Source organism: Streptomyces sp. NPDC050997, assembly GCF_040660135.1.
Taxonomy (GTDB): Bacteria; Actinomycetota; Actinomycetes; order Streptomycetales; family Streptomycetaceae; genus Streptomyces.
In genome coordinates, this window is sequence record NZ_JBFAGK010000017.1 from 134320 (window position 1) to 160869 (window position 26550).

At 70.6% G+C, this 26550-nt stretch carries 25 protein-coding genes; 11 read left to right on the top strand and 14 right to left on the bottom strand.

Annotated elements, in window-relative coordinates:
• Positions 1 to 31: 31 nt before the first annotated feature.
• Positions 32 to 619 carry a hypothetical protein gene (locus AB0H86_RS31700; protein WP_362446466.1) on the top strand — a complete coding sequence of 196 codons (588 nt, stop codon included), beginning with the start codon at positions 32 to 34 and terminating at the stop codon, positions 617 to 619.
• The gene (locus AB0H86_RS31705) at positions 616 to 813 is read left to right on the top strand and encodes a DUF5708 family protein (RefSeq protein WP_362446469.1); all 198 of its coding nucleotides are present in this window, start codon (positions 616 to 618) and stop codon (positions 811 to 813) included. Before AB0H86_RS31700 ends, AB0H86_RS31705 begins: the two co-directional genes overlap by 4 nt.
• Before the next feature lie 117 nt (positions 814 to 930).
• Here AB0H86_RS31705 and AB0H86_RS31710 read toward each other — a convergent pair whose 3' ends face one another.
• Complete coding sequence (locus tag AB0H86_RS31710) at positions 931 to 1503, bottom strand: cob(I)yrinic acid a,c-diamide adenosyltransferase (protein ID WP_362446472.1); 573 nt, start codon at positions 1501 to 1503, stop codon at positions 931 to 933.
• A 474-nt stretch (positions 1504 to 1977) separates the two neighbouring features.
• Between AB0H86_RS31710 and AB0H86_RS31715 the strand changes: the two genes are divergently transcribed.
• From AB0H86_RS31715 to AB0H86_RS31725, 3 genes are all read left to right on the top strand, one after another.
• Positions 1978 to 2826, top strand: a complete 849-nt coding sequence (locus AB0H86_RS31715; RefSeq protein ID WP_362446475.1) for a 3-hydroxyacyl-CoA dehydrogenase family protein — start codon at positions 1978 to 1980, stop codon at positions 2824 to 2826.
• Between the two features lie 174 nt (positions 2827 to 3000).
• A complete protein-coding gene (locus AB0H86_RS31720; RefSeq protein ID WP_031040714.1) occupies positions 3001 to 3324 on the top strand; it encodes an STAS domain-containing protein in 324 nt (107 codons plus the stop codon).
• 266 nt (positions 3325 to 3590) lie between these two features.
• The gene (locus tag AB0H86_RS31725) at positions 3591 to 6215 is read left to right on the top strand and encodes an ATP-binding protein (protein WP_362446478.1); all 2625 of its coding nucleotides are present in this window, start codon (positions 3591 to 3593) and stop codon (positions 6213 to 6215) included.
• Between the two features lie 75 nt (positions 6216 to 6290).
• Here AB0H86_RS31725 and nucS read toward each other — a convergent pair whose 3' ends face one another.
• A complete protein-coding gene (nucS, locus tag AB0H86_RS31730; protein WP_362446481.1) occupies positions 6291 to 6962 on the bottom strand; it encodes an endonuclease NucS in 672 nt (223 codons plus the stop codon).
• A gap of 245 nt (positions 6963 to 7207) precedes the next feature.
• On the opposite strand from nucS, the gene AB0H86_RS31735 reads away from it, so the two are divergent.
• Entirely contained in the window at positions 7208 to 7600 is a 393-nt protein-coding gene (locus tag AB0H86_RS31735; RefSeq protein WP_362446484.1) for an SCO5389 family protein, read from the top strand.
• A gap of 95 nt (positions 7601 to 7695) precedes the next feature.
• Here the strand turns inward: AB0H86_RS31735 and AB0H86_RS31740 are convergent, their stop codons facing one another.
• On the bottom strand, positions 7696 to 8724 hold the full coding sequence (locus AB0H86_RS31740) for an LLM class flavin-dependent oxidoreductase (protein ID WP_362446487.1): 1029 nt from the start codon (positions 8722 to 8724) through the stop codon (positions 7696 to 7698).
• A 222-nt stretch (positions 8725 to 8946) separates the two neighbouring features.
• Here AB0H86_RS31740 and AB0H86_RS31745 point away from each other — a divergent pair, with 222 nt between their 5' ends.
• Positions 8947 to 9279, top strand: a complete 333-nt coding sequence (locus AB0H86_RS31745; protein ID WP_362446490.1) for an ATP/GTP-binding protein — start codon at positions 8947 to 8949, stop codon at positions 9277 to 9279.
• Positions 9280 to 9302: 23 nt separating this feature from the next.
• Here AB0H86_RS31745 and AB0H86_RS31750 read toward each other — a convergent pair whose 3' ends face one another.
• From AB0H86_RS31750 to mce, 7 genes are all read right to left on the bottom strand, one after another.
• The gene (locus AB0H86_RS31750; RefSeq protein WP_362446493.1) at positions 9303 to 10172 is read right to left on the bottom strand and encodes an ABC transporter permease subunit; all 870 of its coding nucleotides are present in this window, start codon (positions 10170 to 10172) and stop codon (positions 9303 to 9305) included.
• On the bottom strand, positions 10169 to 11431 hold the full coding sequence (locus AB0H86_RS31755) for an ATP-binding cassette domain-containing protein (RefSeq protein ID WP_362446496.1): 1263 nt from the start codon (positions 11429 to 11431) through the stop codon (positions 10169 to 10171). The genes AB0H86_RS31750 and AB0H86_RS31755 overlap by 4 nt, the downstream gene beginning before the upstream one ends.
• Positions 11432 to 11562: 131 nt before the next feature.
• Positions 11563 to 12333 carry an ABC transporter permease gene (locus AB0H86_RS31760; RefSeq protein ID WP_362446499.1) on the bottom strand — a complete coding sequence of 257 codons (771 nt, stop codon included), beginning with the start codon at positions 12331 to 12333 and terminating at the stop codon, positions 11563 to 11565.
• A gap of 2 nt (positions 12334 to 12335) precedes the next feature.
• A complete protein-coding gene (locus AB0H86_RS31765) occupies positions 12336 to 13289 on the bottom strand; it encodes an ABC transporter ATP-binding protein (RefSeq protein WP_362446502.1) in 954 nt (317 codons plus the stop codon).
• A gap of 171 nt (positions 13290 to 13460) precedes the next feature.
• Positions 13461 to 14396: a cellulose-binding protein gene (locus AB0H86_RS31770; protein ID WP_362446505.1), complete on the bottom strand. Its 936-nt coding sequence runs from the start codon at positions 14394 to 14396 to the stop codon at positions 13461 to 13463.
• A gap of 184 nt (positions 14397 to 14580) precedes the next feature.
• Positions 14581 to 18495, bottom strand: a complete 3915-nt coding sequence (gene scy / locus AB0H86_RS31775; protein ID WP_362446508.1) for a polarized growth protein Scy — start codon at positions 18493 to 18495, stop codon at positions 14581 to 14583.
• Positions 18496 to 18729: 234 nt separating this feature from the next.
• Positions 18730 to 19170, bottom strand: coding sequence for a methylmalonyl-CoA epimerase (mce, locus tag AB0H86_RS31780; protein ID WP_362446510.1), 441 nt, complete (start codon positions 19168 to 19170; stop codon positions 18730 to 18732).
• Between the two features lie 150 nt (positions 19171 to 19320).
• Between mce and AB0H86_RS31785 the strand changes: the two genes are divergently transcribed.
• Both AB0H86_RS31785 and meaB read left to right on the top strand, forming a co-directional pair.
• Positions 19321 to 20523 (top strand): acetyl-CoA C-acetyltransferase, encoded by a 1203-nt coding sequence (locus tag AB0H86_RS31785; RefSeq protein ID WP_362446513.1) that lies wholly within the window; start codon positions 19321 to 19323, stop codon positions 20521 to 20523.
• Positions 20524 to 20557: 34 nt separating this feature from the next.
• Positions 20558 to 21514 carry a methylmalonyl Co-A mutase-associated GTPase MeaB gene (gene meaB / locus AB0H86_RS31790; protein ID WP_362446516.1) on the top strand — a complete coding sequence of 319 codons (957 nt, stop codon included), beginning with the start codon at positions 20558 to 20560 and terminating at the stop codon, positions 21512 to 21514.
• Between the two features lie 68 nt (positions 21515 to 21582).
• Here meaB and AB0H86_RS31795 read toward each other — a convergent pair whose 3' ends face one another.
• Complete coding sequence (locus tag AB0H86_RS31795) at positions 21583 to 22260, bottom strand: PepSY domain-containing protein (protein WP_362446519.1); 678 nt, start codon at positions 22258 to 22260, stop codon at positions 21583 to 21585.
• Positions 22261 to 22396: 136 nt separating this feature from the next.
• Here AB0H86_RS31795 and AB0H86_RS31800 point away from each other — a divergent pair, with 136 nt between their 5' ends.
• Positions 22397 to 23068: a response regulator transcription factor gene (locus AB0H86_RS31800; RefSeq protein ID WP_362446522.1), complete on the top strand. Its 672-nt coding sequence runs from the start codon at positions 22397 to 22399 to the stop codon at positions 23066 to 23068.
• A complete protein-coding gene (locus AB0H86_RS31805; RefSeq protein WP_362446525.1) occupies positions 23065 to 24510 on the top strand; it encodes an ATP-binding protein in 1446 nt (481 codons plus the stop codon). The genes AB0H86_RS31800 and AB0H86_RS31805 overlap by 4 nt, the downstream gene beginning before the upstream one ends.
• Positions 24511 to 24526: 16 nt before the next feature.
• Here the strand turns inward: AB0H86_RS31805 and AB0H86_RS31810 are convergent, their stop codons facing one another.
• The 3 genes from AB0H86_RS31810 to AB0H86_RS31820 all read right to left on the bottom strand — a co-directional run bounded on the left by AB0H86_RS31810 (position 24527) and on the right by AB0H86_RS31820 (position 26550).
• On the bottom strand, positions 24527 to 25003 hold the full coding sequence (locus AB0H86_RS31810; RefSeq protein ID WP_362446529.1) for a MarR family transcriptional regulator: 477 nt from the start codon (positions 25001 to 25003) through the stop codon (positions 24527 to 24529).
• A 96-nt stretch (positions 25004 to 25099) separates the two neighbouring features.
• Positions 25100 to 25897 carry an AIM24 family protein gene (locus tag AB0H86_RS31815; RefSeq protein WP_362446532.1) on the bottom strand — a complete coding sequence of 266 codons (798 nt, stop codon included), beginning with the start codon at positions 25895 to 25897 and terminating at the stop codon, positions 25100 to 25102.
• A gap of 2 nt (positions 25898 to 25899) precedes the next feature.
• Complete coding sequence (locus tag AB0H86_RS31820) at positions 25900 to 26550, bottom strand: AIM24 family protein (protein ID WP_362446535.1); 651 nt, start codon at positions 26548 to 26550, stop codon at positions 25900 to 25902.

Consider the following 26550-nt stretch of genomic DNA (forward strand, 5'->3'; position numbering starts at 1 on the left):
AGCCTGAACAGGAGACCGAGAGGAGCGAACCGTGATCGTCGCCTTGATCGTCGCCTGTGAGATCGGCTTCTGGGTGCTGCTGGCCGCCGGCCTGGCCTTCCGGTACCTGCTGCGGATGCCGCGCATCGGCATGGCTCTACTGCTGTGCGAACCCCTGCTGGAGGTCGTGCTGCTGGTCGTCACCGCGGTCGACCTGAAGAACGGGGCGGATCCGAGCTGGAAGCACGGTCTGGCCGCCCTGTACATCGGCTACACGGTCGGTCACGGCCACCGCACGGTGAAGTGGCTCGACGGTCACGCAGCCCACCGGCTGGCCGGAGCGCCGAAGCCGGTCGGACCGCCGCGCTACGGGATGGCCCGGGCCCGGCACGAGGGCAAGGTGTGGCTGGGCACGGTGATCGCCGCCGCCGTCGCCACGGGCCTGCTCCAGATCGCCGTCTGGTACGTCGACGACTCCTCCCGCACCGGCTCCCTGGAGAGCTGGCGCTACACCGCCTGGCGGGCCGCCGGCATCCACGGCCTGATCGCGCTGACCTACCTGATCTGGCCGAAGAAGGCCCCGGACGCACCCGAACCGGAACACCGGACGACGCTCACGAAGGAGACCACACGACGATGACCAGGGCGACCCGAAACCTGCTGGAAGGCGCCGGCACCTTTGTGGTCGGCCTGGTGCTGTGGCTGTTCACCGGGGACGTGGAGATCCCCGTGGTGACCTTGACGAAGGTCGGTGTGGTGATGATGTGCGTCGGCGGATCACTCGTCCTGACGGGCGGCTACCAGGCGCTGCGCCCGTCGGCGCCGGGCCGCTAGCGTCAGCGTTCGCCGCCCGGCCCCACAGCACGTCCCCGACCTCCTTGTTCGCCGTCCTGGCCAGGATGCTGCGTCCTCCGGGGGCAACCCCCGGACCCCCGGCCGGGTCGGGTTGGCTCAGCGTTCGCCGCCGGGGACCCACAGGACATCGCCCGCGGCCTTGTTCGCTGTCCTGGCCAGGATGAACAGGAGGTCGGACAGCCGGTTGAGGTAGGTCGCGGTGAGCGGGTTCATCGTCTCGCCGTGAGCTTCCAGCGCGGCCCAGGTGGAGCGCTCGGCCCGGCGTACGACCGTGCAGGCCTGGTGCAGCAGGGCCGCGCCGGGGGTGCCGCCGGGGAGGATGAAGGAGCGGAGCTTCTCCAGCTGCTCCAGGAAGCGGTCGCAGTCCGCCTCCAGCTTGTCCACGTAGAACTGCTCGACCCGCAGAGGCGGGAACTTCGGGTCCTCCACGACCGGCGTCGACAGGTCCGCGCCCACGTCGAACAGGTCGTTCTGGACCCGGGTGAGGACCTTGACGATCTCCTCGTCCAGGTCGCCCAGCGCGATCGCCGTGCCGAGGACCGCGTTCGCCTCGTTGGCGTCCGCGTACGCGGAGATCCGCAGATCGGTCTTGGCGACCCGGCTCATGTCCCCGAGGGCGGTGCTGCCCTGGTCGCCGGTCCTGGTGTAGATGCGCGTCAGATTGACCATGGGTTCAGCGTAGTTATGCCCCGGACGTCCGGCAGGTCCGTGTGCCCACCGTCACGGACGGCGCGGCGAAGCCGACGGCCCCCGGGGACGCCGTACGGCATGGATGGCGGCGGAGGCCGCGCAACGTCCGAAGACCCCCTGAAGAGGCTGATCTCCGGTCAGATCGCGTGGGTTCACCGGACCGTGGTCGTCACCCTCCGGTCATGAGACCGGCGCCGGGCGCAATCCGGATGAAGGGGCACGAGTGGCACCCGTGCTTCTCGGTGACATCGAGGAGCTGTTGGGCCGGAAGGTGCCCAACTGTGCCGTCCGTGGCGTCGAATGACCCGTGCCGGTGTGATGTCCGTCAGATGAGACGTGACGCGCATTACTTACCGGTCACACCGCCCCTCACGAGCGCTAGGGTCCGCCGAAGAGGCAAACATGAACAGCGTGTGAGCGCTCGTGTGCAGTCATTCGAAGGGGAGTCGCACAGTGGCACGGAAGCTTGCCGTCATCGGCGCCGGCCTGATGGGTTCCGGAATCGCCCAGGTCTCCGCGCAGGCGGGCTGGGACGTCGTACTGCGCGACGTCACCGACGAGGCGCTGAAGCGGGGCACCGACGGCATCAAGGCCTCGTACGACAAGTTCGTCGGCAAGGGCAGGCTGGAGGCGCACGACGCCGACGCGGCCCTCGCCCGGATCACCGCGACCACCGACCTGGACGCCGTCGCCGACGCGGACATCGTCGTCGAGGCCGTCTTCGAGAAGCTCGAAGTCAAGCACGAGATCTTCCGCGCGCTCGACAAGATCGTCCGCGACGACACCGTCCTCGCCTCCAACACCTCCGCGATCCCGATCACCAAGATCGCGGCTGTGACGGAGCGCCCGGAGCGTGTCGTCGGCGCGCACTTCTTCTCGCCGGTCCCGATGATGCAGTTGTGCGAGCTGGTGCGCGGCTACAAGACGAGCGACGAAACCCTCGCCACCACACGGGAGTTCGCCGAATCCGTCGGTAAGACCTGCATCGTCGTCAACCGGGACGTGGCCGGCTTCGTGACGACCCGTCTCATCTCGGCGCTCGTCGTCGAGGCGGCCAAGCTCTACGAATCGGGTGTGGCCACCGCCGAGGACATCGACCTCGCCTGCAAGCTGGGCTTCGGCCACGCGATGGGCCCGCTGGCCACGGCGGACCTCACCGGCGTCGACATCCTGCTGCACGCCACCAGCAACATCTACACCGAGTCCCAGGACGAGAAATTCGCCCCGCCGGAGCTGATGCGCCGGATGGTGGATGCCGGTGACATCGGACGCAAGAGCGGGCAGGGCTTCTACAAGCACTGAGGGCCCTGATAACCGCACAGGCCCCTGGCGCATCACACGCCCGGGTGAATTCGGTATCGGTTCGCTTACAGACGGCAACCTCTGGCCGCTCACCGCCGTCAGAAGTTGCATCACCTGGCACACGGCAAGGCAACTCATTCGCGGAGCACGGAACGTACGTACAGGGGAGCGAATATGTACATCAGGGGCGACCACGCCGAGCTGGTCGTCGGGGGCCGCCTCGACGTCCGGAGCGCGGCGGACGCCCGTACGGTCCTGCACTCGGCCGTCGACGACGGAGTCGGCGATCTGGTGCTGGACCTGTCCGAGCTGGACTCCTGGGACGCCACCGGGCTCGGGGTGATCATGGGGGCACACCGGCGGGCCGGCCGCTGCGGCCGACGGCTGGTCCTGCGCGACGTACCGCCGCAGATGCAGCGCCTGCTCGTCGCCACCAGGCTGCACCGCATCCTGGCGATCGAGGGCGGCATCGGGGTGGAGTCCCTGCCCCGGGTGTGACCCCCGGCGCGAGTGTGGCCCGGTGGGAGGGGAACCCTGACCGGCACGTCACGAAACGTACGACACACGCAATCCTCACGAGACTGTGACGTCTCGGACGGCGCGGGACCCCGGTCTGTCGGAGATACTGTGCGAAGGTTTAGGGTTCGGTCGCCCGCAGCGTGACAACCCTCGAGCGGGCCCGGACCAGAAGCGACAGCGCGGTGTGCAACAGGTCGGGAGGGACCGGAGCTGGGCACACGACGCTTTTGGGGGGCTTGAACCTGATGGACCCGAACAACCGGGAACTTGAGGAGTACGGCCAGGACGATGGGCGCGCCTCCCGGTCGAGCGCATTCGAGGCCGGGGGAGGCGATACGCCGCGCCCACGCCCGCCCAGGGACTCCCTCACCTCCGACTTCACACCGCAGGCGCCCGCAATCGCCCGCACGGTGCGGCTCGTCGCGGGCGACTACCTGCTCACCGTCAATCCCGTCGACGGCAGCGAGATCGAGGTCTGCCCGCCGGGCGAACGCCCGGGACCGCCGGAGAAGCTCACCGCGGCCCAGCGCGCCGAGTTCGCCCGCGCGGCCAGGCCGCCGGCCCCGCCCGGCCCGCCCCGGCCCGAGCTGCCGCTGCCGGCCCGCCAGGACGAGCGCGAACGCCTGGTGCGACTGCTCGCCCGCGGCCGCTCCGTCCGCCTGACCGGCTCCGCCGGCTCCGGCCGCACCAGCCTCCTCGACATCGTCGCCGAGGACTGCGCGGACCTCGCCCCCGACGGTGTCATCCGCCTCAGCGGCTTCCACCGCACCGCGAGCGAGCTGCTGTACGACCTCTTCCACGCCGTCCACAACGCGCCCCTGCACCGCCCGGACCAGGACGAGCTGCTCGGCCACGTCCGGGAGATCGGCGCGGTCGTCGTCCTCGACGACATCGAGTTCGGCGGCGCCGCCCTCGACGAGCTGCTGGACGCCACACCCGAGTGCGCCTTCCTGATCTCGGCCACGCCCGACGTGCCCGCCCCGTCCGCCGACTCCGCGCTCGAAGAGGTCTTCCTCAGCGGACTGGAGCGCGCCGACGGACTGGACCTCCTGGAGCGTTCCGTCGGCCGTGTCCTCACCGAGGAGGAGTCCAACTGGGCCGGCGACCTCTGGTTCGAGTCCGAGGGCCTGCCGTTGCGCTTCGTCCAGGCCGGGGCCCTGCTGCGGCAGCGCGACCGGCAGCGGGCCGGGGTCGTCGACGAGTTCGGCGTCCTCACGGACCTGACGCCAGTCGACGCACCGTTCGACGCATCCTTCGACGCGCCGTTCGACCGGCCCTTCGACCCGGACGACGTCGAGAACGTCCCCCTGCCCTCGCTCGGCGAGGCCGCCGCGCCCGCCCCGCTGCTCGCCGCCCGGCTCAGCGACTCGGCGCGCGCCACCCTGCGGTTCGCCGTCGCACTCGGCGGCGAGGTGCCCCACCAGGCGCACCTGCCCGCCCTGGTCGGCGACACCCACGCGGACGCCGCGCTGGGCGAGCTGGCCGCCTGCGGACTGGTCTCCCCGGCCGGCCCCCGCTACCGCCTCGCCGCCGGCGTCCAGACCCAGCTGGAGGCCGCCGGATACGGCGACGACACGGAGTCCCGAGCGCTCACCGCCGCCCAGCACTACGCCTGGTGGGCCGGACACCCCTCGGTCGCCCCGGAGCGGGTGTGCGCCGAGGCGGACGCCCTGCTCGCCGCCCTCAGCGTCCTCGTACCGGCCACCACCGCGCCCGCCGAGGGCGAGGAGAGTGCCACCGTGGAGCTGGCCCGCACCGCGGCGCCCGCCTTCGCGGCCGGGCTGCACTGGGGCGCCTGGGAGCGGGTGCTGCGCTCCGGCGTGGAGGCCTCCCGGCTCGCCGGAGAGGTCGGCGAACAGGCCTACTTCCACCACGAACTCGGCGTCCTCGCGCTTTGCGGCGGACAGCTCGACCGGGCCCGGGCCGAGCTGGAGGCCTCCATCGGCCTGCGCGGTGCCCTCGCCGACAAGCGCGGCACCGTCGCGGGCCGCCGCGCCCTCGCCCTGGTCGCCGACCGCTCCGGTACGGTGCCCGGCCTCCCCGCCATGATGGGGGAGGAGGTGCCCGACGCGCGGTACGAGGAGTCGCAGTCGCCCCCCGGCGGTGTTCCGGCGGCCTTTCCGTCGCTCCAGCCGCCCACCGACAGCGGCACGCTGGTCACCTACAGCTCGTCGTCCGCGGCGTCCAGGGTCTCCGGCCTGTCCCCGTCGACGCACAAGGCGCGGGGCGGCCTGCGGGGCATGGCCCGGCGCAACCTCGTGGCGGCGGGCGCGGGCGCCCTGCTGGTGGCCGTGCTGGGCACGGTGGTGACGCTCGGCGCCACCTCCAACAACGACGCCAACCCACCGGCCGACCAGGTCGGCGTCAACCCGTCCGTCAGCCAGGGCACGGACGACGGCAGCCTGGGCGCGGACGTCCCGAAGAACGACGACGGCGACGGCGACACCGGCACGGCGACCGGCCGGCCGGCCGACCCCGGCCCCGACGGCACCTTCGGCACCGCCGACGACCCGACGCCGACGGACCCGGCGACGCCCTCCGACGACCCGAGCGGGACGAAGGGGCCGAGCAACGGTCCGTCGACCTCGTCGAAGCCCTCGTCGTCGCCCAGGCCGACCACCTCGACCTCGAGGCCGCCGACGGACACCCCGACGGACACTCCGACGGATACGCCCACGGACACGCCCACGGACACTCCGACGGATACGCCTACGGACACGCCCACGGACACTCCGACGACACCCCCGGAGACCTCCGACTCGGCCAGCGGCCCCGCGACCTCCAGCGCGCCTGTGGAGACCAGCAGTTCCGCCAGGGCCCCGGAGCCCGGCGAGGCGGGTTCACCGAGCAGTTCGGACCCGGTGATCTGACACCGCGTACGACGTGAAGGGCCCGGTCCACCAGCGGACCGGGCCCTTCACGTCGTACCGGAGTGAGTGGTGTTGTCAGAACAGCCGCAGCTTGTCGTCCTCGATGCCGCGCAGGGCGTTGTAGTCGAGGACCGCGCAGCCGATGCCGCGGTCCGTGGCCAGCACGCGGGCCTGCGGCTTGATCTCCTGCGCGGCGAACACACCGCGGACCGGGGCGAGATGGGGATCGCGGTTCAACAGCTCCAGATAGCGCGTGAGTTGCTCGACACCGTCGATCTCACCGCGCCGCTTGATCTCCACCGCGACGGTCTGGCCGTCCCCGTCCCGGCACAGGATGTCGACGGGCCCGATCGCCGTCATGTACTCGCGGCGGATGAGCGTGTAGCCCTCGCCGAGGGTCTCGATGCGGTCGGCGAGGAGCTCCTGAAGGTGTGCTTCCACGCCGTCCTTGATCAGGCCGGGGTCCACGCCCAGTTCGTGCGAGGAGTCGTGGAGAACTTCCTCCATCGTGATGATGAGCTTCTCGCCCGCCTTGTTGATGACGGTCCAGACGCCGTCGTCGTCGCCGGAACCCTCCTTCAGCGTGCAGGGCGGCGACATCCAGTTCAGAGGCTTGTAGGCCCGGTCGTCCGCGTGGATCGAGACGCTGCCGTCCGCTTTCACCAGGATCAGCCGGGGGGCCGAGGGGAGGTGGGCGGTGAGCCGGCCCGCGTAGTCGACTGAGCATCGGGCAATGACGAGACGCATGGTCGGCAACGCTACTCGACGGGCACAGGTGCACGCGATTCGGCCCGGTAAACCCCTGTTCGGTTGTGGCCGATTGTGGGCCCAATGAGGCCTCTGCATGTACGCATTCTGCTGGTGCCGTCACCGTCCGTTGCTTACCGTAGTAAACGGGAGGTCGCGAGTTGTGTACGCAGCGTGTTCGATATCGCGAACTCCCTTTATCTGTCCGGCAACCCCTGGTGAACGGGGGTGCGAGAGGAGAACCCATGTCGCTCGACGTCTCACCGGCCCTACTCGAACAGGCCGAGCGAGGCGAGGTCGACGAAGCTGCCTTCGTCGACTGCGTCCGGACCTCCCTGCCCTACGCATGGGAGATGGTCAGCTCCCTGGTGGCCCAGCTGAAGGTCGACGGCGGTCAGTTCGCCGACAACCAGACGCCCCCGCCGGACGAGCAGGCACGCGGTCAGCTGCTGCGTGCGCTCGCGAGCGACGCGATACGCGGCGCGCTGCAACGGCACTTCGGGGTGCGGCTGGCCTTCCAGAACTGCCACCGACTGGCGGTCTTCCCGTTGGACTCCTCTGTCGACGAGACACTGGCCCGCTTCACCTCCGTGCGTAACCAACTGTTGAACCAGTCCCCGGAGTTGAGGGACTGCTGACGCAGTGAGCTGTCGGCTTGCCGCTCCGTACGCGGGAGGTGCTTCAGTACCGGAGCGGCAAGCTCCCTGCCGGACAGGACAGTTGACTGGGGTCGTCAGCCGAGGTGCGGGATGACCTCGGCGCCCAGCCGCCGTACGTTCTCCTCGGTGGCCGCGAGGTCTCCCGAGCCCTCGACGAGCAGGGCGAAGCGGGAGATGCCGGTCCGCTCGCTGGTCGCCGCGAGACGGTCGGCGCACAGCCGGGCGGTGCCCACCGGGTGCAGTCCGCAGAGCAGTTCGGTGTACGCCAGCGGGTCGCGCATCCGGCGTTCGCGATCGTCCACCGTGATGTGGGCGCCGAGCCCGTACTTCAGCCAGCCCGGCATCGCCTTCAGCAGCGTCTCCACCGCGTCCTGGCGCCGGTCCGCGATCTGGCAGACGCCGGCCGAGACATGGGCCGCCGAGAGGACCTCCGCCGGCGGATGCGCGCACGCGCGGGCGTGCCTGCGCCACAGGGCGACCATCTCGGCCTTTTCCTCGTCCCCCACGTGCATACCGAGCAGCATCGGCAACCCGCGCTCGGCGGCCAGCCGCACACTCGCCGGTGAGGTGCAGGCGACGACCACCTCGGGGCCCGCGGTGTCGGTCAGCGCCTCCGAGGGCCGGGGCACGACCGGCACCTCGCGGAACGTGAACCGCTCGCCCGTGGCGGCGACCGCCGGTTCGCGCAGCCAGCGCACCAGCAGATCGAGTGATTCCGGGAACCCCGACTCGTACGCCTCCAGGCCCGCGCCGAACACCTCCAGGTCGACCCACGGGCCGCCGCGCCCCACGCCCAGCGAGAAGCGGCCGCCGCTCGTCAGGTGCAGCAGCGCGGCCTGTTCGCCGAGGGCCACGGGGTGGACGGTGGGCAGCACGCTGACGGCCGTTCCGACCTGGATCCGGCGGGTGCGGCCGAGCAGCAACGCGGCCAGGGTGATCGCCGACGGGCAGGTGCCGTACGGCACGAAGTGGTGCTCGGCCAGCCAGACCGCGTCCAGCCCCGCTTCCTCGGCCACCTCGGCGGAGCGGACCGCGCGGTGCAGCGCCTCCCCCTGGCCCTGCCCCGGGAACTGGGCCGCCAACACGAAACTACCTACGTGCATCGCTCTTCCTGCTTCCTTGGCTCCGACTCGGAGCTCCCCCACCCGGCATAACCGTCTGACACGTGCCGAGGACACGGCCTGGCGAAGGGATTTGCGGATTGTCTGCAGAATAAGTCGCCACGGAGCAGCACTTGTGGGGGTCGGTTCCCTACCTCTACCCCGGCCCGTGCCGCGTAGGCTGGATACGAGTCCCGCATCCTGTATAGCCCCGTGAGGTGTCCTGTGTCCCCGCGTCGCAACCGACCCAAGGGATCCGACTCGTCGAGCCACAGCGCCGAGGACGACCGGCCCGGTCGTTACGGTGGCTGGCAGAGCGCGGAGGACTGGCAGGGCGAGCAGTGGAGCGTGCGGCATGTGGCCGGGGCGAGCGCGCAGGGCAAGACGTACCGCTGCCCGGGCTGCGAGCAGTTGATCCCGGACGGTGTTCCGCACGTGGTGGCCTGGCCGGAGCACTCGGGCGTCGACGAGCGTCGTCACTGGCACAAGGCGTGCTGGAACGCGAAGGACCGCCGCACCACGCGGGTGCAGCGGTCCCGTAACGCGCCGAGATTCTGAGGTCCCGGCCTTCCCGACGTGGGTTACACGTCCCGCTTCTCCAGCAGGGCGTAGGCACCGGCGAACGCGGCGACCGTCACACCGAGGGCGATCCACAGCGGGTCCCAGCCGGACGGGCCGGACTCGGTGAGGGAGTTGGAGTAGAAGACGCTGAGCTGGTTCGGGATGGAGTACTCGAACAGCGCCGTGCGCAGACTCTCCAGCGACTCCGAGAACATGAACAGCGCGATGACCAGCGGGGCCAGCACCAGGCCGATCATGATGGTGATCGCGCCCGCCGAGTGCCGGATGATCGAGCCGATGACCAGCGAGATCAGCCCGAGCAGCGCGATGTACAGCGAGATGCCGACCGTGCCCTTCAGCCACTCCTGGCCGCTCGGCTCCTTGGCGTCGTCCAGCATGGCGACGTCCGCGAGCGCGACGACGAGGGCCGACGCCAGGGTGACCACGAACGCGACCACGAAGAACACGATCGACTTCGCCGCGAGGACCCGGCCGCGGGACGGGCACGCCACCATCGTGGTGCGGATCATGCCGGTGCCGTACTCGGAGGCCGTGGTCAGCACGCCGAGCGTGATGACGCACATGCTGCCGAGCAGCAGCCCGAAGAACCCGAACGACAGCGGGTTCTCGTTCTGCAGGCCCCCCGGCTCGGTGTTGGCGGCGACCAGCGCACCCGTCCCCAGGCCGATGCCGATGACGAGCAGCACGAACACACCGAGCGTCCACATCGTGGAGCGCACCGACCTGATCTTCGTCCACTCGGAGGCGAGCGCGTGTCCGAGGTGCGTGCGCACGACCGGGATCGGCGAGGTGTAGCCGGGGTACGACGGTCCGGGCGCCGCCTGCCAGGCGGGGGCGGCCTGCGGCATCGGGGGCTGCGGGGTGCTCATCGGGCGTCCTCGGGCTTGGTCAGGTCGGAGGCGGGGTCGGAGGCGGGGGCGGAGGCGGGGGCGGACGGCGGTGCGGCCGGTGCCTGCGGCGCCGGCTGCGGCTGTGAGTACGGGTTGGGCGAGCCGCCCGCGGCGGGAGCGGCACCGGACGCGCCGGGAGCCCCGTACGGGCCCACGGCCGGCTGCGCCGGAGCCACCGGCTGCCCCGGCGCCTCCGCGGACGGCCGGCCGCCCTGCTGCGGCGCCGGCGGGGCGTACCAGCCCGGCTGGCCCTGTCCCGGCACCGGCATCGGCGGCTGCGCACCCGGCGGCAACGGCTGCTGGAGCCCGGCCTTCTGGTCGATGGTCGAGCGGTAGTCGACAGCGCCCTGGGTCATCCGCATGTACGCCTCCTCCAGCGAGGCCTGATGCGGTGACAGCTCCCACAGGCGTACGTCCGTGCCGTGCGCGATGTCACTGATGCGCGGCAGCGGCAGCCCCGTCACGCGCAGCCCGCCGTCCTGCTCCGGCATCACGTGCCCGCCCGCCTCGGTGAGCGCGGACGACAGCTTCTCGCGCAGCTGCGGCTCGGTGTCGGGTGTACGCACCCGTGCGAAGTCGGCCGAGTTCGCCGAGATGAATTCCTTGATGTTCATGTCGGCGAGCAGCTGCCCGCGTCCGATGACGATCAGATGGTCGGCGGTCAGCGCCATCTCGCTCATGAGGTGCGAGGAGACGAAGACCGTACGGCCCTCCGCCGCGAGCGCCTTCATCAGGTTGCGCACCCAGAGGATGCCCTCGGGGTCGAGGCCGTTGACCGGCTCGTCGAACAGCAGCACCTGCGGGTCGCCGAGCAGGGCGGCGGCGATGCCGAGCCGCTGTCCCATGCCGAGGGAGAAGCCCTTCGAACGCTTCTTCGCCACGTCCTGGAGGCCGACCACGCCCAGCACCTCGTCGACCCGGCGGGCCGGGATGCCGGACAGCTGGGCCAGGCACAGCAGATGGTTGCGGGCGGCCCGGCCGCCGTGCACGGCCTTGGCGTCCAGCAGCGCACCGACCTGGCGAGGGGCGTTCGGCAGCCTGCGGTAGGGGTAGCCGCCGATCGTCACCTGTCCCGACGTGGGGTTGTCCAGGCCGAGGACCATCCGCATCGTCGTCGACTTGCCCGAGCCGTTGGGCCCGAGGAAGCCGGTGACGGTACCGGGCCGTACCTGGAAGGAAAGGTTGTACACAGCGGTCTTGTCGCCGTAGCGCTTGGTCAGGCCGACTGCCTCGATCATGCTCCGCACCCATCGCAAGGTTCAGGACAGCGGGGCACACGCCCCCCGTAAGGGTTAGGAGCTTATCGGGGCGCTGACGGTTCCGCTCAAATGAAAGTAAAGCCCTGAGCTTCCCGCGTCCCGCCGGGGTCTCAGGCGTCCCTCTTCTTGAGCAGTACATATCCGCCGACGAGCGCGGCGAGCACCCACAGCGCCATGATGCCGAGCCCGCCCCAGGGGCCGTACGGAGTGTCGTCGCCGATCGGGGTGACCACCTGCATGATCTTGCTGCCGGCCTGGTCGGGCAGGAACCGGCCGATCTTCTTCGTGGCGGAGACGTTCCCCAGGATGTTGGAGATCAGGAAGAAGAACGGCATCAGGATGCCCAGCGACAGCATCGGTGAGCGCAGCATCGCGGCGACGCCCATCGAGAACATCGCGATCAGGGTCATGTAGAGCCCGCCGCCGATGACCGCGCGCAGCACCCCGGTGTCGCCGAGCGACGCCTTGTGCTCGCCGAGCATCGCCTGCCCGAGGAAGAAGGTGACGAAGCTGGTGACGAGGCCCACCCCGAGCACCAGCCCGGTGGCCACCGCGATCTTGCTGACCAGGAACGTGGCGCGCTGCGGTACGGCGGCCAGCGAGGTGCGGATCATGCCGGTGCTGTACTCGTTCGACACCACGAGCACCCCGAACACGATCATCGCGAGCTGACCGAGGCTCATGCCCGCGAAGCTGATGTAGGTCGGGTCGAAGGACAGCTTGTCCTGCGTGTTCATCTTGTCGAACTCGTTCTTCGACAACGCCGAGATCAGCATGCCGAGTGCGATGGTGACGACCACGGCCAGGGAGAGCGTCCACACCGTGGAGGCCACCGACCGGATCTTGGTCCATTCGGACCGGACAACCTGGATCGCCGCCATGCTCAGTTCCCCTTCCAGCCGTCGCCCCACGGCTGCTGATCGGCAGGCGCGTCGGAGTGTGCGTGGTACTCGACCGACCCCGCGGTCAGTTGCATGAACGCCTCCTCCAGGGATGCCTGTTGGGGGCTCAGCTCGTGCAGCGCGATCTGGTGCTGGGCGGCCAGCTCGCCGATGTACTCGGACTTGCTGCCGTCGATCTCCAGCGAGCCGTTGCCGGTCTCCACGACGGTGACCCCGGCGCCGTGCAGCACATCGAGCAGCCGTTCGCGCTGCGGGCTGCGGACACGGACGTACGATCGCGAGTTCTGCGCGATGAAGTCGGCCATGGAGGTGTCGGCGAGCAGCCGGCCCTGTCCGATGACGACGAGGTGGTCGGCGGTCAGCGCCATCTCGCTCATGAGGTGCGAGGAGACGAAGACCGTACGGCCCTGCGCGGCCAGCGTCTTCATCAGGTTGCGGATCCAGTGGATGCCCTCGGGGTCCAGCCCGTTGACCGGCTCGTCGAACATCAGGATCCGCGGGTCGCCGAGCAGCGCGCCCGCGATGCCGAGGCGCTGGCCCATGCCGAGCGAGAACCCCTTGGCCTTCTTCTTCGCGACCGCGGTGAGACCCACCGTGTCCAGCACCTCGTGCACCCGCTTCTTCGCGATGCCGTTGCTCTGTGCGAGGCACAGCAGGTGGTTGTGGGCGCTGCGGCCGCCGTGCATGGCCTTGGCGTCCAGCAGGGCGCCGATGTACGTCAGCGGGTCCTTGAGCTGGTCGTAGTGCTTGCCGTCGATACGGACGTCCCCGGCGGTGGGGCGGTCGAGGCCGAGCATCATGCGCATGGTCGTCGACTTCCCGGCGCCGTTCGGTCCGAGGAAGCCCGTCACGATGCCCGGTCTGACGGTGAAGGTCAGGTTGTTGACCGCCGTCTTCTCGCTGTACCGCTTGGTGAGGCCCTCCAGCTCGATCATGCGGACCACGCTAGGACCCGTGTTCCGCGAATGCCAACCGGCTGGGCAAACGGAGTCCGACGAGTGTGGCAAGAAACGTGAAAGACGGCCGGGAGGCACCGGCACGACGAAGGCCCGCATCCCCTGTACAGAGGATGTGGGCCTTCGCCGTACTACTTCACCCGCTCGCGCCTACCGGGACTGCTGAGCCGGGACACCCCGGGAGATCGGCTCGTCGTCGGCCGGCGAGCCGGCGGCGGCCACCGCGGCGCCCGTGAGCGTTGCGAGCATCTCGCGCACGTTCGTCAGCTGGGCGTTGATGGAGTCGCGGCGGTTGGTGAGAGCCGCCAGCTCCCGCTCGGATTCCGAACGGATGCGGTCCGCCTTGGCGTTGGCGTCGGCCACGATGTCCTCGGCCTGACGCTGCGCCGTCTCGACGGTCTGACGGGCACGACGCTCGGCGTCCGTGCGCAGCTTCTCCGCCTCCAGGCGCAGCTGCTCCGCGCGGTGCTCGATCTCCGCGAGACGCTTCTCCGCCTTCTGCTGACGGGACGCCAGGTCGCGCTCCGACTGCTCGCGGCGCTTGGCGAGGTTCGTCTCGAAGTCGGCGGCTGCCTGCGCGGCCTTGGCGCGGGTCTCCTCGAAGAGGGCGTCGGCCTCCTCGCGCTTCGACTGCGCGTCCTTCTGAGCCTCGGAACGCAGCTGCGAAGACTCGTTCTTGGCCTTCTCGACGATCCGGACGCCCTCGTCCTCGGCCTTGGACTTGCGCTCCGCAGCGAACGATTCTGCGTCGTTGCGAACCTGCTGGGCCGCCGACTCGGCCAGCTCGCGGTGCTGCTCGGCCGCGCGACGTGCCTCGTCGCGCAGGTCCTTGGCCTCCTCCTCGGCGAGGCGGAGGATCTTCTCGACACGCGCGCCGAGACCGGCGTACGACGGCTCGGCGTCGGTTACCTGGGCCTGGGCGTTCTGCGTCTCGAGGTGGAGCTCCTCGATGCGCTTTTCCAGAGCGGTGATGCGGGCGAGAGCGCTGTCACGATCGGAGACGAGCTTCGAGATCCGTTCGTCCACCTGAGCGCGGTCGTACCCACGCCGCACAAGCTCGAAGCCGTAGGGGGAAGTGTCGCTCATGGGGTTCCTGTCGAATGAGACCGGTGAGGTGATAGGGGGAATCCTAGGGGCCGAAGCGGTGTGTCATCGAGCGGATACGTGTTTGATCTGGAGAATGACACCCCTTTTGGGTGGCTGAACCCTAGGACGACTTACCAAAGACTTGGTCAAAGGCCCCAGAAGACACCAGAATCCGCTCTCCGGTCTAGCCCTCTGACGTCTTGCCACCCGAACGAGGGGCACCGACCACGGCACCCGCCTTGACGCCACCATCCTTGCCCGCCCCGGGCGTCTCGAAGGATTCCAACGCCTCCAGGACGTCCTGGACACGGGAGATCTCGGCGTTGATGTCCTCGCGGCGGCGCACCAGGATCTCCAGCTCGCGCTTGCCCTCCTCGACGGTGCGCTTCGCCTCGCGGATCGCCTCCGCCCTGAGTTCCTCGGCCTCCCTGATCAGCGTCGCCTTCTTCTGCTCGGCCTCCTTCAGGAGCCCCTCCGCCTTCTTCACGGCGGCGATCCGGACCTTGCCCGCCTCGGAGTTGGCCTCCGAGACCAGTTCCCTGGCCTTCGACTCGGCCTTGGCGAGCTGCTCCTCGGACGCCTTGATGAGCGCGTCGCAGCGGTCGCCGGTCGACTTCATCGTCTCGGCGGCCTCGCGACGGGCCCGCTCGTGCAGGTTCTCGATCTCGCCCGTGATGCGGTCGCGCAACTCCTCGGCGCGCTCCCTTATCGCGGTGGCGTCCCGGCGGGCACCGACGAGCAGTTCGTCCGCGTCCGTACGGGCCCTCTCCACCAGCGCGTTGCCCTCGACCGTCGAATCGGACACCAGCCGGTCCGCCTCGGTGCGGGCCGCGCCGACCATGCTGTCGGCCTGGGACTCCGCGTCCGCGGTGGCCTTCTGTGCCTGCTGCTGCGCCTCGGTGAGCAGCTTGTCGGCCTCGGCGGTGGTCTCCGTGATGAGCTTGTCGACCTGTTCGGCCGCCTCGGAGCGCCGCTTGTTGGCGTTCTTGCGGGCCTCGTCGAGGGTGTTCTCGGCCTCCTGGCGCGCGGAGTTGACCAGCCGCTCGGCCGCCGCCTCCGCCTCCGCCCTGATCCGTTCCGCCCCGGCGCGGACCCGCTCGGAGTGCTGCTGGGCCGCCCCGACCGTGTCGGCGGCCTCGGCGCGCAGCCGCTCCGCGTCGCCCCTCGCCTCGCCGACCAACCGATCGGCCTGGCTGAGCGCCTCGGACCGTACGCGCTCGGCCTCCGCGACCGTCTCCGACCGCAGCCGCTCGGCCTCGGCGACCGTCTCGTGGCGCAGCCGGTCGGTGTCCGTGATCGTCTCGGTGGTGAGCCGCTCGGCCTCGTTGCGTGCCTCGGTGATGAGGGTGTCGGCCTGCGTCGCCGCGTCCGACCGGATGCGGTTGGCGTCGTCGCGGGCCTCCGCCCGGGTGCGCCCCGCCGCCTGGTCGGCCTCGGCGATGGTCTCCGACGCCTGCGTACGGATCCGCTGGGCGTGCTCGGACGCGTCCGACCTGAGCCGCTCGGCCTCCGCGATCGCCTCCGACACCGTGCGCTCCGCGAGCGCCTTCGCGGCCTCGGACTCCTCGCTCGCCTGGCGCCGGACCCGGTTGGCGTCGTCGGTGGCGCGCTCCCGCTCGGAGTAGGCGTCGGAGCGGACCCGGTCCGCCTCCTCCTGGGCCTCCCGGCGAGTACGGTCCGACGCGTGCTCGGCGGCACTGCGCAGCCCGGTGATCTCGTCCTGTGCCTGCTCGTGCAGCCCGGCGACCGAGTCCCGGACCTGCTGGGCGTGCTGCTCGGCGGCGGACACCATCTCGCCCGCCCGCCGGTCGGCCTCCTCGACCAGTCGTACGGCCTCGGTCTGCGCCTCCTCCACGCGCTTGCGCGCCGAGGCCAGCAGCTCCTCGCTCTGCTCGCGGGCCCGCTCACGCTCCTGGTCGGCCTCCTGCCGGGCGGAACCGAGGTACTCCTCGGCCTCGCGCCGGCGCCGGTTGGCCTCCTCCTGCGCGGCGGCCAGCGTCTCCGACGCCTCCGTCGACAGCCGCTCGGCGGCGGCCTGCGCCTCCGCCCGTACCCGGTCGGCGGTGTCCTGAGCCTCCGACTTCAGCCGCTCGGCCTCGGCCGCGGCCTCCGACCGCAGGCGTACGGCGACGGCCTCGCCCTCCGCGCGGGACGCGGACGCGTCCGACGCGGCCTCGGTGCGCAGCCGCTCCGCCTCCGCCTCGGCCTGCTGCTGGAGCGAACGGATCCGCTCGGCGGCCTCGCCGCGCAGCCGGTCGCTCTCCTCGGCGGCCTCGCGGCGGATCCGGGAGGCCTCCTCACGGGCCTCGGTCAGCGCCTGCTCGGCCGCGGCGAGCCGCTCCTCGGCCTCGGTGTGCAGCCGGGTCAGTTCGTCGGCGGCGTCCGCGCGGCGGGCCTCTATGGCCCGCTCGGTCTCCTCGTGCAGCTCGACGGCGGCCCGCTCGGCGTCGGCCTTGATGCCCTCGGACTGCTCGATGACCTCGGCGCGGTGCCGCTCCGCCTCCTGGCGGGTGCGCTCCAGGGTCTCCTCGGCCTGCCGGCGCAGGGTCGTCGCCCGCTCGATGGCCTCCGTACGGACCTTCTCGCTGTCCGAGGAGGCCTTCTGGCGCAGCTCGTCCGCGTCCTGCCGGGCCTTGCTCAGCAGCTCCTCGGCGGTGGTGGCCGCCTCCTCGATCTGCTGGACGGCCTCCTTGCGGGCCTCGGAGCGGATCTTCTCGCCCTCGGCGACCGCGTCGGCGCGCAGCTGCTCGGCCTCGCCGCGCAGCCGACGGGCCTCCTCCTGCAGCTCGACCGTCTTGGCGCGGTACTCCTTGGTGTCGTCCTTCGCCGTGCCCTTGAGCTGCTCGGCGATGTCGTGTGCCTCGGCCCGCAGCCGGTCCGCCTCGGTCTCCGCCTCGGTGCGGATCCGCTCGGCCTCCTCGGTGGCGGCCTTGGTGGTCCTCTGCGCGTCCTCCTGCGCCCTGTTCAGGACGTCCTCGGCCGTCCTGGCCGCCTTGGACAGCTGGGTCGCGCTCTCCTCGGCGGTGAGGGTGCGGGCCTTCTCGGCCGCTTCGTCGAGCACCTTCTCGGCCTCGGCGCGGGCGTCCGCGACGATCTGCTCGGCGGACTCCCTGGTGGCTTCGGCCTCCTTGGTGGCCTCGGTGACCAGTCGGGCGACCTGCTCCTTCGCCGTGCGGGTGCGCTGCTCGTTGGTCGACTCCGCGCTCGACAGCGCCTTCTCGGCGGCCGCCTTGGCCTCGGCGACCAGCTTCTCCGACTCGGCGCGCGCCTCACGCAGAGCCGTGTCGGCCTCCGCGATGCGCTGCTCGGCGGTCCGGCTCAGTTCCTGCGCCTCACGGCGGGCGGTGTCCGACTCGGTCGCGGTGGACGTCCGCAGCTGCTCGGCGTGGTCGCTGGCCTCCTGGGCCTGGCTGGAGGCGGCGTTCAGCAGGCGTTCGGCGTCCGCGCGGGCGCGTCGCAGCAGCTGCTCGGCCTCGGCGCGGGCCGATTCGGCCTCGCTCTGCAGCCGCTGACGGGCCTCCGAGGTCACCCGCTCGGCCTCCGCGCGGGCCGTGGCCATGGCCTGCTCGGTCTCCGCGCGGCTCTCGTCGAGAAGCCGGCGGGCCTGCTGCTCTGTCCGGGCGCGCAACTGCTCCGCCCAGGCCACGTTCTCGTTGACGTGCGACTCGACGGTCTGCCGACGCTCGGACAGCTCCTGGTCCAGCTGCTGGCGGCGGGTGACCGCCTCCTGGTGCAGCTCCGCCTGGAGCCGCGCGGCCTGCTCGGCGTGCTCCTGGAGGATGCGCTGGGTCTGCGCCCGGGCCTGGCTCAGCTCGCGCTCGGCCTCCTGGCGCAGCTGGTCGGCCTGGACCTGCGCGTTGCGCAACAACTGCTCGGCCTGGTAGCCGAGGTCGCCGCCGTCGAAGGCGGGCCGGGACATGATGGTGCGCCGCGCCTCGTGCAACTTGGCGCGCAGCACCTCGACCTGGTAGCCGAGGTCCTCGGCGTGCTGAATCGCCTTTTCCCGCTCGGTCTTCAGCCGCTTCATCTCGGCTTCGAAACGAGTGAGGTGATCGACGTCAGCCGCCGGTTCCCGCTCCTGGCTCTCGTAGCCCCGCACTGCGCGGTCCCATCCGTCCCCTGGTCGCAAGTCTCTCCGTACGAGCTCCGTCCGTACGCCGAACGGGGCTCCCGGGGAATGGTGTCAGATCAACGGCGGAGCATGGGCTGCTGCCCCGACGCTCGTCCCCCGAAACCCGGACCCCGGACAGGTCCCGCCGTCACGACAGAACCTCGGTCGCCCTGGTTGCGAGCGACGACCGCCCCCAACCCTACCGGCCCATATGTACGAGGGTCAGTGCTCAGATGACTCAACAGGCGCCGAAGTGACCAGTTCTGTCAGTACGCCATGGCAATCCTTCGGGTGCAGGAAGGTGATCCGTGACCCCATGGAGCCACGTCGCGGCTCTTCGTACAGGACGCGTACGCCCTTGCCCTTGATGTCGGCGGCCTCCCCGTCGACATCCGCCGTACCGAACGCGATGTGATGGACGCCCTCCCCGTTCTTGTCCAGCCACTTCGCGACGGTGGAGTCCGCCCGCGTCGGCTCCAGAAGTTGCAGGTACGAGGCCCCGCCGTCGGACGTATCGTTGATCTTGAGCATGGCCTCACGTACGCCCTGCTCCTCGTTGACCTCGGAGTGGAACACCTCGAAGCCGTAGGTGGCCCGGTAGAACTCGACGGTCTTGTCGAGGTCGAAACAGGCGATCCCGATGTGGTCGATTCGCGTCAGCATGAATTCAGTGCAGCGCGCCACAGGTGGTTACGCAACGTGCGCGCGATCACACCGACAGCCGGATGACGGAATGTGCTACCGCTCAGTACATTCGAAGTAAACCCTCGTTCACTCCTCGGCCTGTGCGGGCCGGTAAGGGGATCGCAGCTCATGACTGGATCGAACAGCACGACCTCGGTGATCGTCGCGGGCGCCAGGACGCCCATGGGACGGCTGCTGGGCTCGCTGAAGTCCTTCTCCGGAGCCGACCTCGGCGGCTTCGCGATCAAGGCCGCCCTCGACCGTGCGGGGATCGGCGGCGACCAGGTGCAGTACGTCATCATGGGCCAGGTGCTCCAGGCCGGGGCAGGGCAGATCCCGGCACGTCAGGCCGCCGTCAAGGCCGGCATCCCGATGAACGTCCCGGCGCTCACCATCAACAAGGTGTGTCTGTCCGGCCTCGACGCCATCGCGCTGGCCGACCAGCTGATCCGCGCCGGCGAGTTCGACGTGATCGTCGCGGGCGGCCAGGAGTCCATGACCAACGCCCCCCACCTGCTGCCGAAGTCCCGCGAGGGCTTCAAGTACGGCGCGATCGAGATGCTCGACGCCATGGCGTACGACGGTCTCACCGACGCCTTCGAGAACATCGCCATGGGCGAGTCCACGGAGAAGCACAACACCCGCCTCGGCATCCTGCGCCCCGAGCAGGACGAGATCGCCGCCCTGTCCCACCAGCGCGCCGCCGCCGCCCAGAAGAACGGCCTGTTCGAGGCGGAGATCACCCCGGTGGAGATCCCGCAGCGCAAGGGCGAGCCGGTCGTCTTCAGCAAGGACGAGGGCATCCGCGGGGAGACCACCGCGGAGTCGCTGGGCAAGTTGCGCCCCGCGTTCACCAGCGACGGCACCATCACCGCGGGTTCGGCCTCGCAGATCTCCGACGGCGCCGCCGCGGTCGTGGTGATGAGCAAGGCCAAGGCGCAGGAGCTCGGCCTGGAGTGGATCGCCGAGATCGGCGCCCACGGCAATGTGGCCGGACCGGACAACTCCCTGCAGTCCCAGCCGTCCAACGCCATCCTGCACGCCCTCAAGAAGGACGGCCTGGAGGTCTCCGACCTCGACCTGATCGAGATCAACGAGGCCTTCGCGGCGGTCGCGGTGCAGTCAATGAAGGACCTCGGGGTGTCCACAGAACGGGTGAATGTCAACGGCGGTGCCATCGCCCTCGGTCACCCGATCGGTATGTCCGGCGCCCGTCTCGTGCTGCACCTGGCCCTGGAGCTGAAGCGGCGCGGCGGTGGCGTGGGCGCGGCCGCGCTGTGCGGCGGCGGCGGTCAGGGTGACGCGCTGGTCGTGCGGGTACCGAAGCCCTGAGCGCGCTGTACGTCACTACCAGAACGGAGCTGTGATGCAGGACGTCTCCTCGCTGGTCGCCCAGGCCAGGGAAGGCCGGCCGCGGGCCGTGGCCCGGCTGATCTCCCTGGTGGAGGGGGCGTCCCCGCAGCTCAGGGAGGTCATGGCGGCGCTGGCCCCGCTGACGGGCGGGGCGTACGTGGTGGGGCTGACGGGCTCGCCGGGCGTGGGCAAGTCCACGTCGACCTCCGCGCTGGTGACGGCGTACCGCAAGCAGGGCAGGCGGGTCGGTGTCCTGGCCGTCGACCCGTCCTCACCGTTCTCCGGCGGGGCGCTGCTCGGCGACCGCGTCCGGATGTCCGACCACGCCTCCGACCCCGGCGTCTACATCCGCTCGATGGCGACCCGGGGCCACCTCGGCGGCCTCGCCTGGGCGGCCCCGCAGGCGATCCGGGTCCTGGACGCGGCGGGCTGCGACGTGATCCTGGTCGAGACGGTCGGCGTAGGCCAGTCGGAGGTCGAGATCGCGTCCCAGGCGGACACCTCGGTGGTACTGCTGGCCCCGGGAATGGGCGACGGCATCCAGGCGGCCAAGGCCGGAATCCTGGAGATCGGCGATGTGTACGTCGTCAACAAGGCCGACCGTGACGGCGCCGACGCGACCGCGCGCGAACTGAACCACATGCTCGGCCTGGGCGAGTCCCGAGGCCCCGGTGACTGGCGCCCGCCCATCGTCAAGACGGTCGCCGCCCGCGGCGAGGGCATCGAGGAGGTCGTCGAGGCGCTGGAGAAGCACCGGGCCTGGATGGAGGAACGGGGCGTCCTGGCGGACCGCCGGCGCGCCCGCGCGGCTCGCGAGGTGGAGGCCATCGCGGTCACCGCGTTGCGCGAGCGCATCCAGGACCTGCACGGGGACCGGCGACTCGGCGCGCTGGCCGAGAAGATCGTCGCCGGAGACCTGGATCCGTACCGGGCGGCGGACGAGCTGGTGGCGGGGCTGACGGAGGGCTGAGCGTCGAAATGCCGGACGGGCCGTTTCCGCGGCCCGTCCGGCGCGTTCGCCGTTCGCCAACGCTCACGTCAGTCGTCGTCACCGGCGTCCGTGTCGCTGTCGGCCTTGTCGTCGGCGCTGTCGTCCGCGTGGTCCGCGGTGACCTTGCCGCTCCTCAGGTCGACGTTCCACTCCTGCTCGGCCTTGCCGGAGTTCCGCGTCTCCACGTCCCAGCCCTTGGCCGTGCCGTCCTCGTCCAGGTCCACCGACGTCACCGTGCCCTTGCCGGCCGCGGCCTTCGCGGCCTCCGCCGCCGTCACGGACGACGCCTTCAGCGCGGCCCGTACCTGACCGGTGTCGTCCTCGCGCTCGCTGTGGGAGCCGAGGACCTTGCCGTCGGCGGGGTCGATCCGCACGCTGTGCCAGGCGTTGTCGGCGGCGAGCACGTCGACCTCCCACGCGGCCGGCCCCTTGTCGTCACCGTCCTGGTCGTCCAGCTCGGCGGAGACGGCGGTGCCCGGCGACTGCCGCAGCGCGGAGGCGATGGCGTCGGCGGCCGTCACCTTCGCGGAGACGGCCCGCGCAAAGTCGTCGTCCGTCCCGTCCGCGTCGTCGTCCCGCGCGTCGTCACCCGACGTCCTCACGTCCGCCGCCTGCCGCGCCGTCCCCTCGCCGTCGCCGTCGCCGCTCACCGCGAGGGCCGAGGCGGTCCCGCCTCCGATCAGGGCGGCGGCCGTGACGGCGGCGATCACGATGTTGCGCTTCATGAGGTTTCCTCCAGAGTCCTACGGCTTCACGCCGCTTCCGTTCGCTTTCGACGTCGACCAACGTCGCCTACGGACGCTGAGAGGAACCTGAAACCCCCTGAAGAGATCTTCAGCTTCACTTTGCGAACCTTGACCAATGCGCCTGTTGATCGTGGAGGACGAGAAGCGGTTGGCCCTCTCCCTCGCCAAGGGACTGACCGCCGAGGGGTACGCCGTGGACGTCGTCCACGACGGCCGGGAGGGCCTGCACCGGGCCGCCGAGGGGACGTACGACCTCCTGATCCTCGACATCATGCTGCCGGGCCTCAACGGCTACCGCGTCTGCGCCGCCCTGCGCGCCGCCGGCCACGAGGTGCCGATCCTGATGCTCACCGCCAAGGACGGCGAGTACGACGAGGCGGAGGGCCTCGACACGGGCGCCGACGACTACCTGACCAAGCCGTTCTCGTACGTCGTCCTCGTCGCCCGCGTCAAGGCGCTGCTCCGGCGGCGCGGCCAGGGCGCCGGAGCCTCGCCCGTGCACGTCCACGGCGATCTCACCGTGGACACCGCCGCCCGCCGTGTCTTCCTCGGCGAGGACGAGGTCGCCCTGACGGCGAAGGAGTTCTCCGTCCTGGAACAGCTGGTGCTGCGGGCCGGCGAGGTGGTGTCCAAGTCCCAGATGCTGGAGCACGTCTGGGACTTCGCCTACGACGGCGATCCGAACATCGTCGAGGTGTACATCAGCGCCCTGCGGCGCAAGCTGCGCGCCGGCCTCATCCGGACCGTCCGCGGCGCGGGCTACCGGCTGGAGGCGGAGCGGCGATGAGACACCTGTTCGGCTCCGTCCGGTCCCGGGCGACCCTCGCCGCCACGCTCGTCGTGGCCGTGGCGCTGGTCGCCGCCGGGGCCGCCGTCCTGCTGTCCCTGCGCTCCAACCTCATCGGCCAGGCCGGCACCCAGGCGGAGCACACAGCACGGTCGATCGCCACCGAACTGTCCCTGGGGAAGACGACCGGGCAACTGGACCTGGACGAGGACGAGGAGCCGGTCCAGGTCGTCGACGAGAACGGGAAGCTCCTGGCGGTCACCAAGGACCTGGAGCGGATCAGCGGCACGGTCACCGACGCGGTGAAGCGGCAGCCGACGACGCCCGCCGCCACCGGCGACCAGAGCGACGAGGACCCGGACGACGACTCCGACGCCGCCGAGCCCCTCGAACCGGGCGACATCGACGACAGGACCACCTTCACCAACGGTTCGGCGACCATGGACCACGAAAGCGCCGACTACCGCTTCGCCGCCGTCCAGGTGGAGACCGAGAAGGCGGGCACCCTCACCGTCTACGCCGGCGCCCCTCTCTCCGCCGAGCAGGGCGCCGTGCGCACCGCGCTGACTGTCATGCTGATCGGCTTCCCGCTGCTGCTCGCCGTCGTCGCGGCGGTGACCTGGCTGGTCACCCGGCGCGCCCTGCGCCCGGTCGAGGGAATCCGCGGCGAGATGGCCGCGATCACCGCCTCCGAGGACCTCGCGCGCCGGGTCCCGGTGCCGGACACGCACGACGAGGTGGCCCGCCTCGCCCGCACCACCAACGAGACGCTGGCCGCCCTGGAGAGCTCCGTGGAACGCCAGCGCCGGTTCGTCGCCGACGCCTCGCACGAGCTGCGCAGCCCGATCGCCTCTCTGCGCACCCAGCTCGAAGTGGGCGCCGCCCACCCCGAGCTGCTGGACGTTTCGGGAGCGGTCGAGGACACCGTACGACTGCAACGCCTCGCCACCGACCTGCTGCTGCTCGCCCGGCTGGACGCGGGGGAGCGGCCCGCCGCCGACGCGCGGTTCGACCTGGCCGCGCTGGCGCGGGAAAAGGCCGAGGGGCGCGCGGGTGTGACGGTTCAGGCGTCGGAGGGCGGCGTGCCGGTGGCGGGGTCGCGGGGGCAGGTGGGGCGGCTGCTCACCAACCTGCTGGACAACGCGGATCGGCACGCCCGCTCGGCCGTCCGGGTGAACGTGCGGCGCGCGGGGGAGTGGGCCCTGGTCGAGGTCGCCGACGACGGCGACGGGGTGCCGGAGGACGACCGGGAGCGGATCTTCGAGCGGTTCGTACGGCTCGACGCCGCCCGCAGCCGCGACGACGGCGGCGCCGGGCTCGGGCTCGCCATCGGCAGGGACGTGGCCGTCCGGCACGGCGGCACCCTCACGGTCCGTGACGCGACGGCGGGCGGAGCCCAGTTCGAACTCCGCCTGCCGACGATCGCCCAGGACAGGGCCTAGGGCAGGGCTTAGGGCGTCAGGGTCGTCCCCGCTGCCCGCGGAGGTGTTCCGCGATGGGCTTCAGGCCCTTGTCGAGTTCCGTGAGGGACTCGGGGGACAGCAGATCGATGAAGTGCCTCCGCACAGACCCCACATGATGGGGCGCGACCTTCTTCATCGTCTCCATGCCGTGCTCGGTGAGAACCGCGAAGAGTCCTCGGCGGTCCGACTCGCAGTTCTCGCGCCGCACGAGATCCGCGTTCTCCATACGAGTGATCTGGTGGGACAGTCGGCTCTTGGACTGGAGGGTGGCCGACGCGAGGTCACTCATCCGCATCCGTACGCCCTCCGACTCGGAGAGATTGACCAGGATCTCGTAGTCGTTCATTGTCAGGCCGAACGGTTGCAGGTCCTTCTCGAGCTGGTACGTCAACAGTCTGTTGACCTCCAGGTGGGTGCGCCAGGCGCACTGCTCCGCGTCCGTCAGCCAGCGCGTGGCCGTCTCGGTCTCCATGAATGAAGTCTACCTAAAAGGTTGAAAGGCGAACTAGCGAGGGTGACGATGACGCCGACGCGCACATGTTCGACGTCACCCTCCGCAGACTACCGCTCACAGCCCGAAGCGACGCTGGAGGTCCCCCAGCTGTCCGGGAAGGCGCGGTGCGCCCGCCTGCTGTCCGGGGCCCGCGGGCCCCGCGCCGCCGCCGGGCACTCCTGCCTGCTGCGGAACCGCCCCCGTGGCCTGCTCGGCCATGAGTGCCTCCGTCGACTGGAGGAGGACCGTGCCTGCCCCGACGAACTCGAACTGGTGCTCCTCCCCGGAGGCCCCGCCGACGCCCGTCATCGCACGTAGACCGCCCATCAGGCCGGTCATGTAGCCGTGGTCGTAGTGATGGCACGGCGAGGGGCAGTCGGCCCAGCCGACGAGCGCCTGAGGGTCCACCCGGATCGGGGGTTCCATGAACACCACCGGCCCGTTCGATGCGGCCACGAACTTTCCGGTTCCGATGAGTGTCAGAAAACCCGGCACGATCGACTGTTTGAGGGAAAGAGTTGGCTGAAAAGCGAGCAAGTTGCCTGAGCGAATGGTCAGGTTGCCCTCTTCCAGGTCGTACGAGTTCACATCGAAGGCCCGGTCGGCGAGGAGCATCTTGCCCGAGCCCTCCGCCACGACCCAGTCGCTCGCGTGCAGAGGCGAATGGAACGACGTACGGACAAGACGGTCCAGTCGGCCGTGCCCGATGCCGTTGAAGTCCATCTGGCCGTAGTACGCGATCATCTTCCCCTTCTGCAGGAACCACTGGCTCCCCTTGAGCTCCACGCAGAAGGTGTAGTTGTTGACGTTGTCGTCGGACGGCAGCGTCATCGGGTCGTAGACCGTCGGGCCGCCGCCCGGAGCCCCGTACATGTTCAAAGCTTCTCCTCCGAGGCCTGGACGTACACCGCGCCGTTGCCGCTCAGCTCCAGCTGGAACGCCTCGCCGGAGCCGCGGCCCACCATGTCCCGCCAGCCCAGGGCGGTGGACAGCTTGTTGCGTACGTCGCCGTGGTGGGCGACGTATGCCTGCGGGTCGACATGGACCGGGCGCTGCGGGGTGATGGGGACCTCGATGACCCCACCGTGCGCCATCACCGCCACCGAGCCGTGCCCGCGCAGCGTGGTCGTGAACAGCCCCTGGCCGGTGACCTGGCCGCGGACCATGCCCATGACGCCGCCCTGGGAGCCCATGAACATCGTGCCCTGCTCCAGCGTGCCCTCGAAGGCGAGCAGACGGTCCGCCTCCACATAGAGGGTGTCGCCGGTCATGTTGATCACCTGGACGTGGTGGCCGCCGTGCCCGAACAGCACGGTGCCGCTGCCCTCGACGGACATCAGCGGCGCCGCCTCATTGGCCACCCGGCGGCCGATCATCGACATGACCCCGCCCTGGCCGCCCTGCATGTTGGGCGTGAAGGACACCTCACCCCGGTAGGCGAGCATCGCCCCGCGCTGACTGAACAGCCGCTGCCCCGGCAGGACGGTCGCCTCGACCATCTTGGAGTTGATCTCACGGAAGGCCAT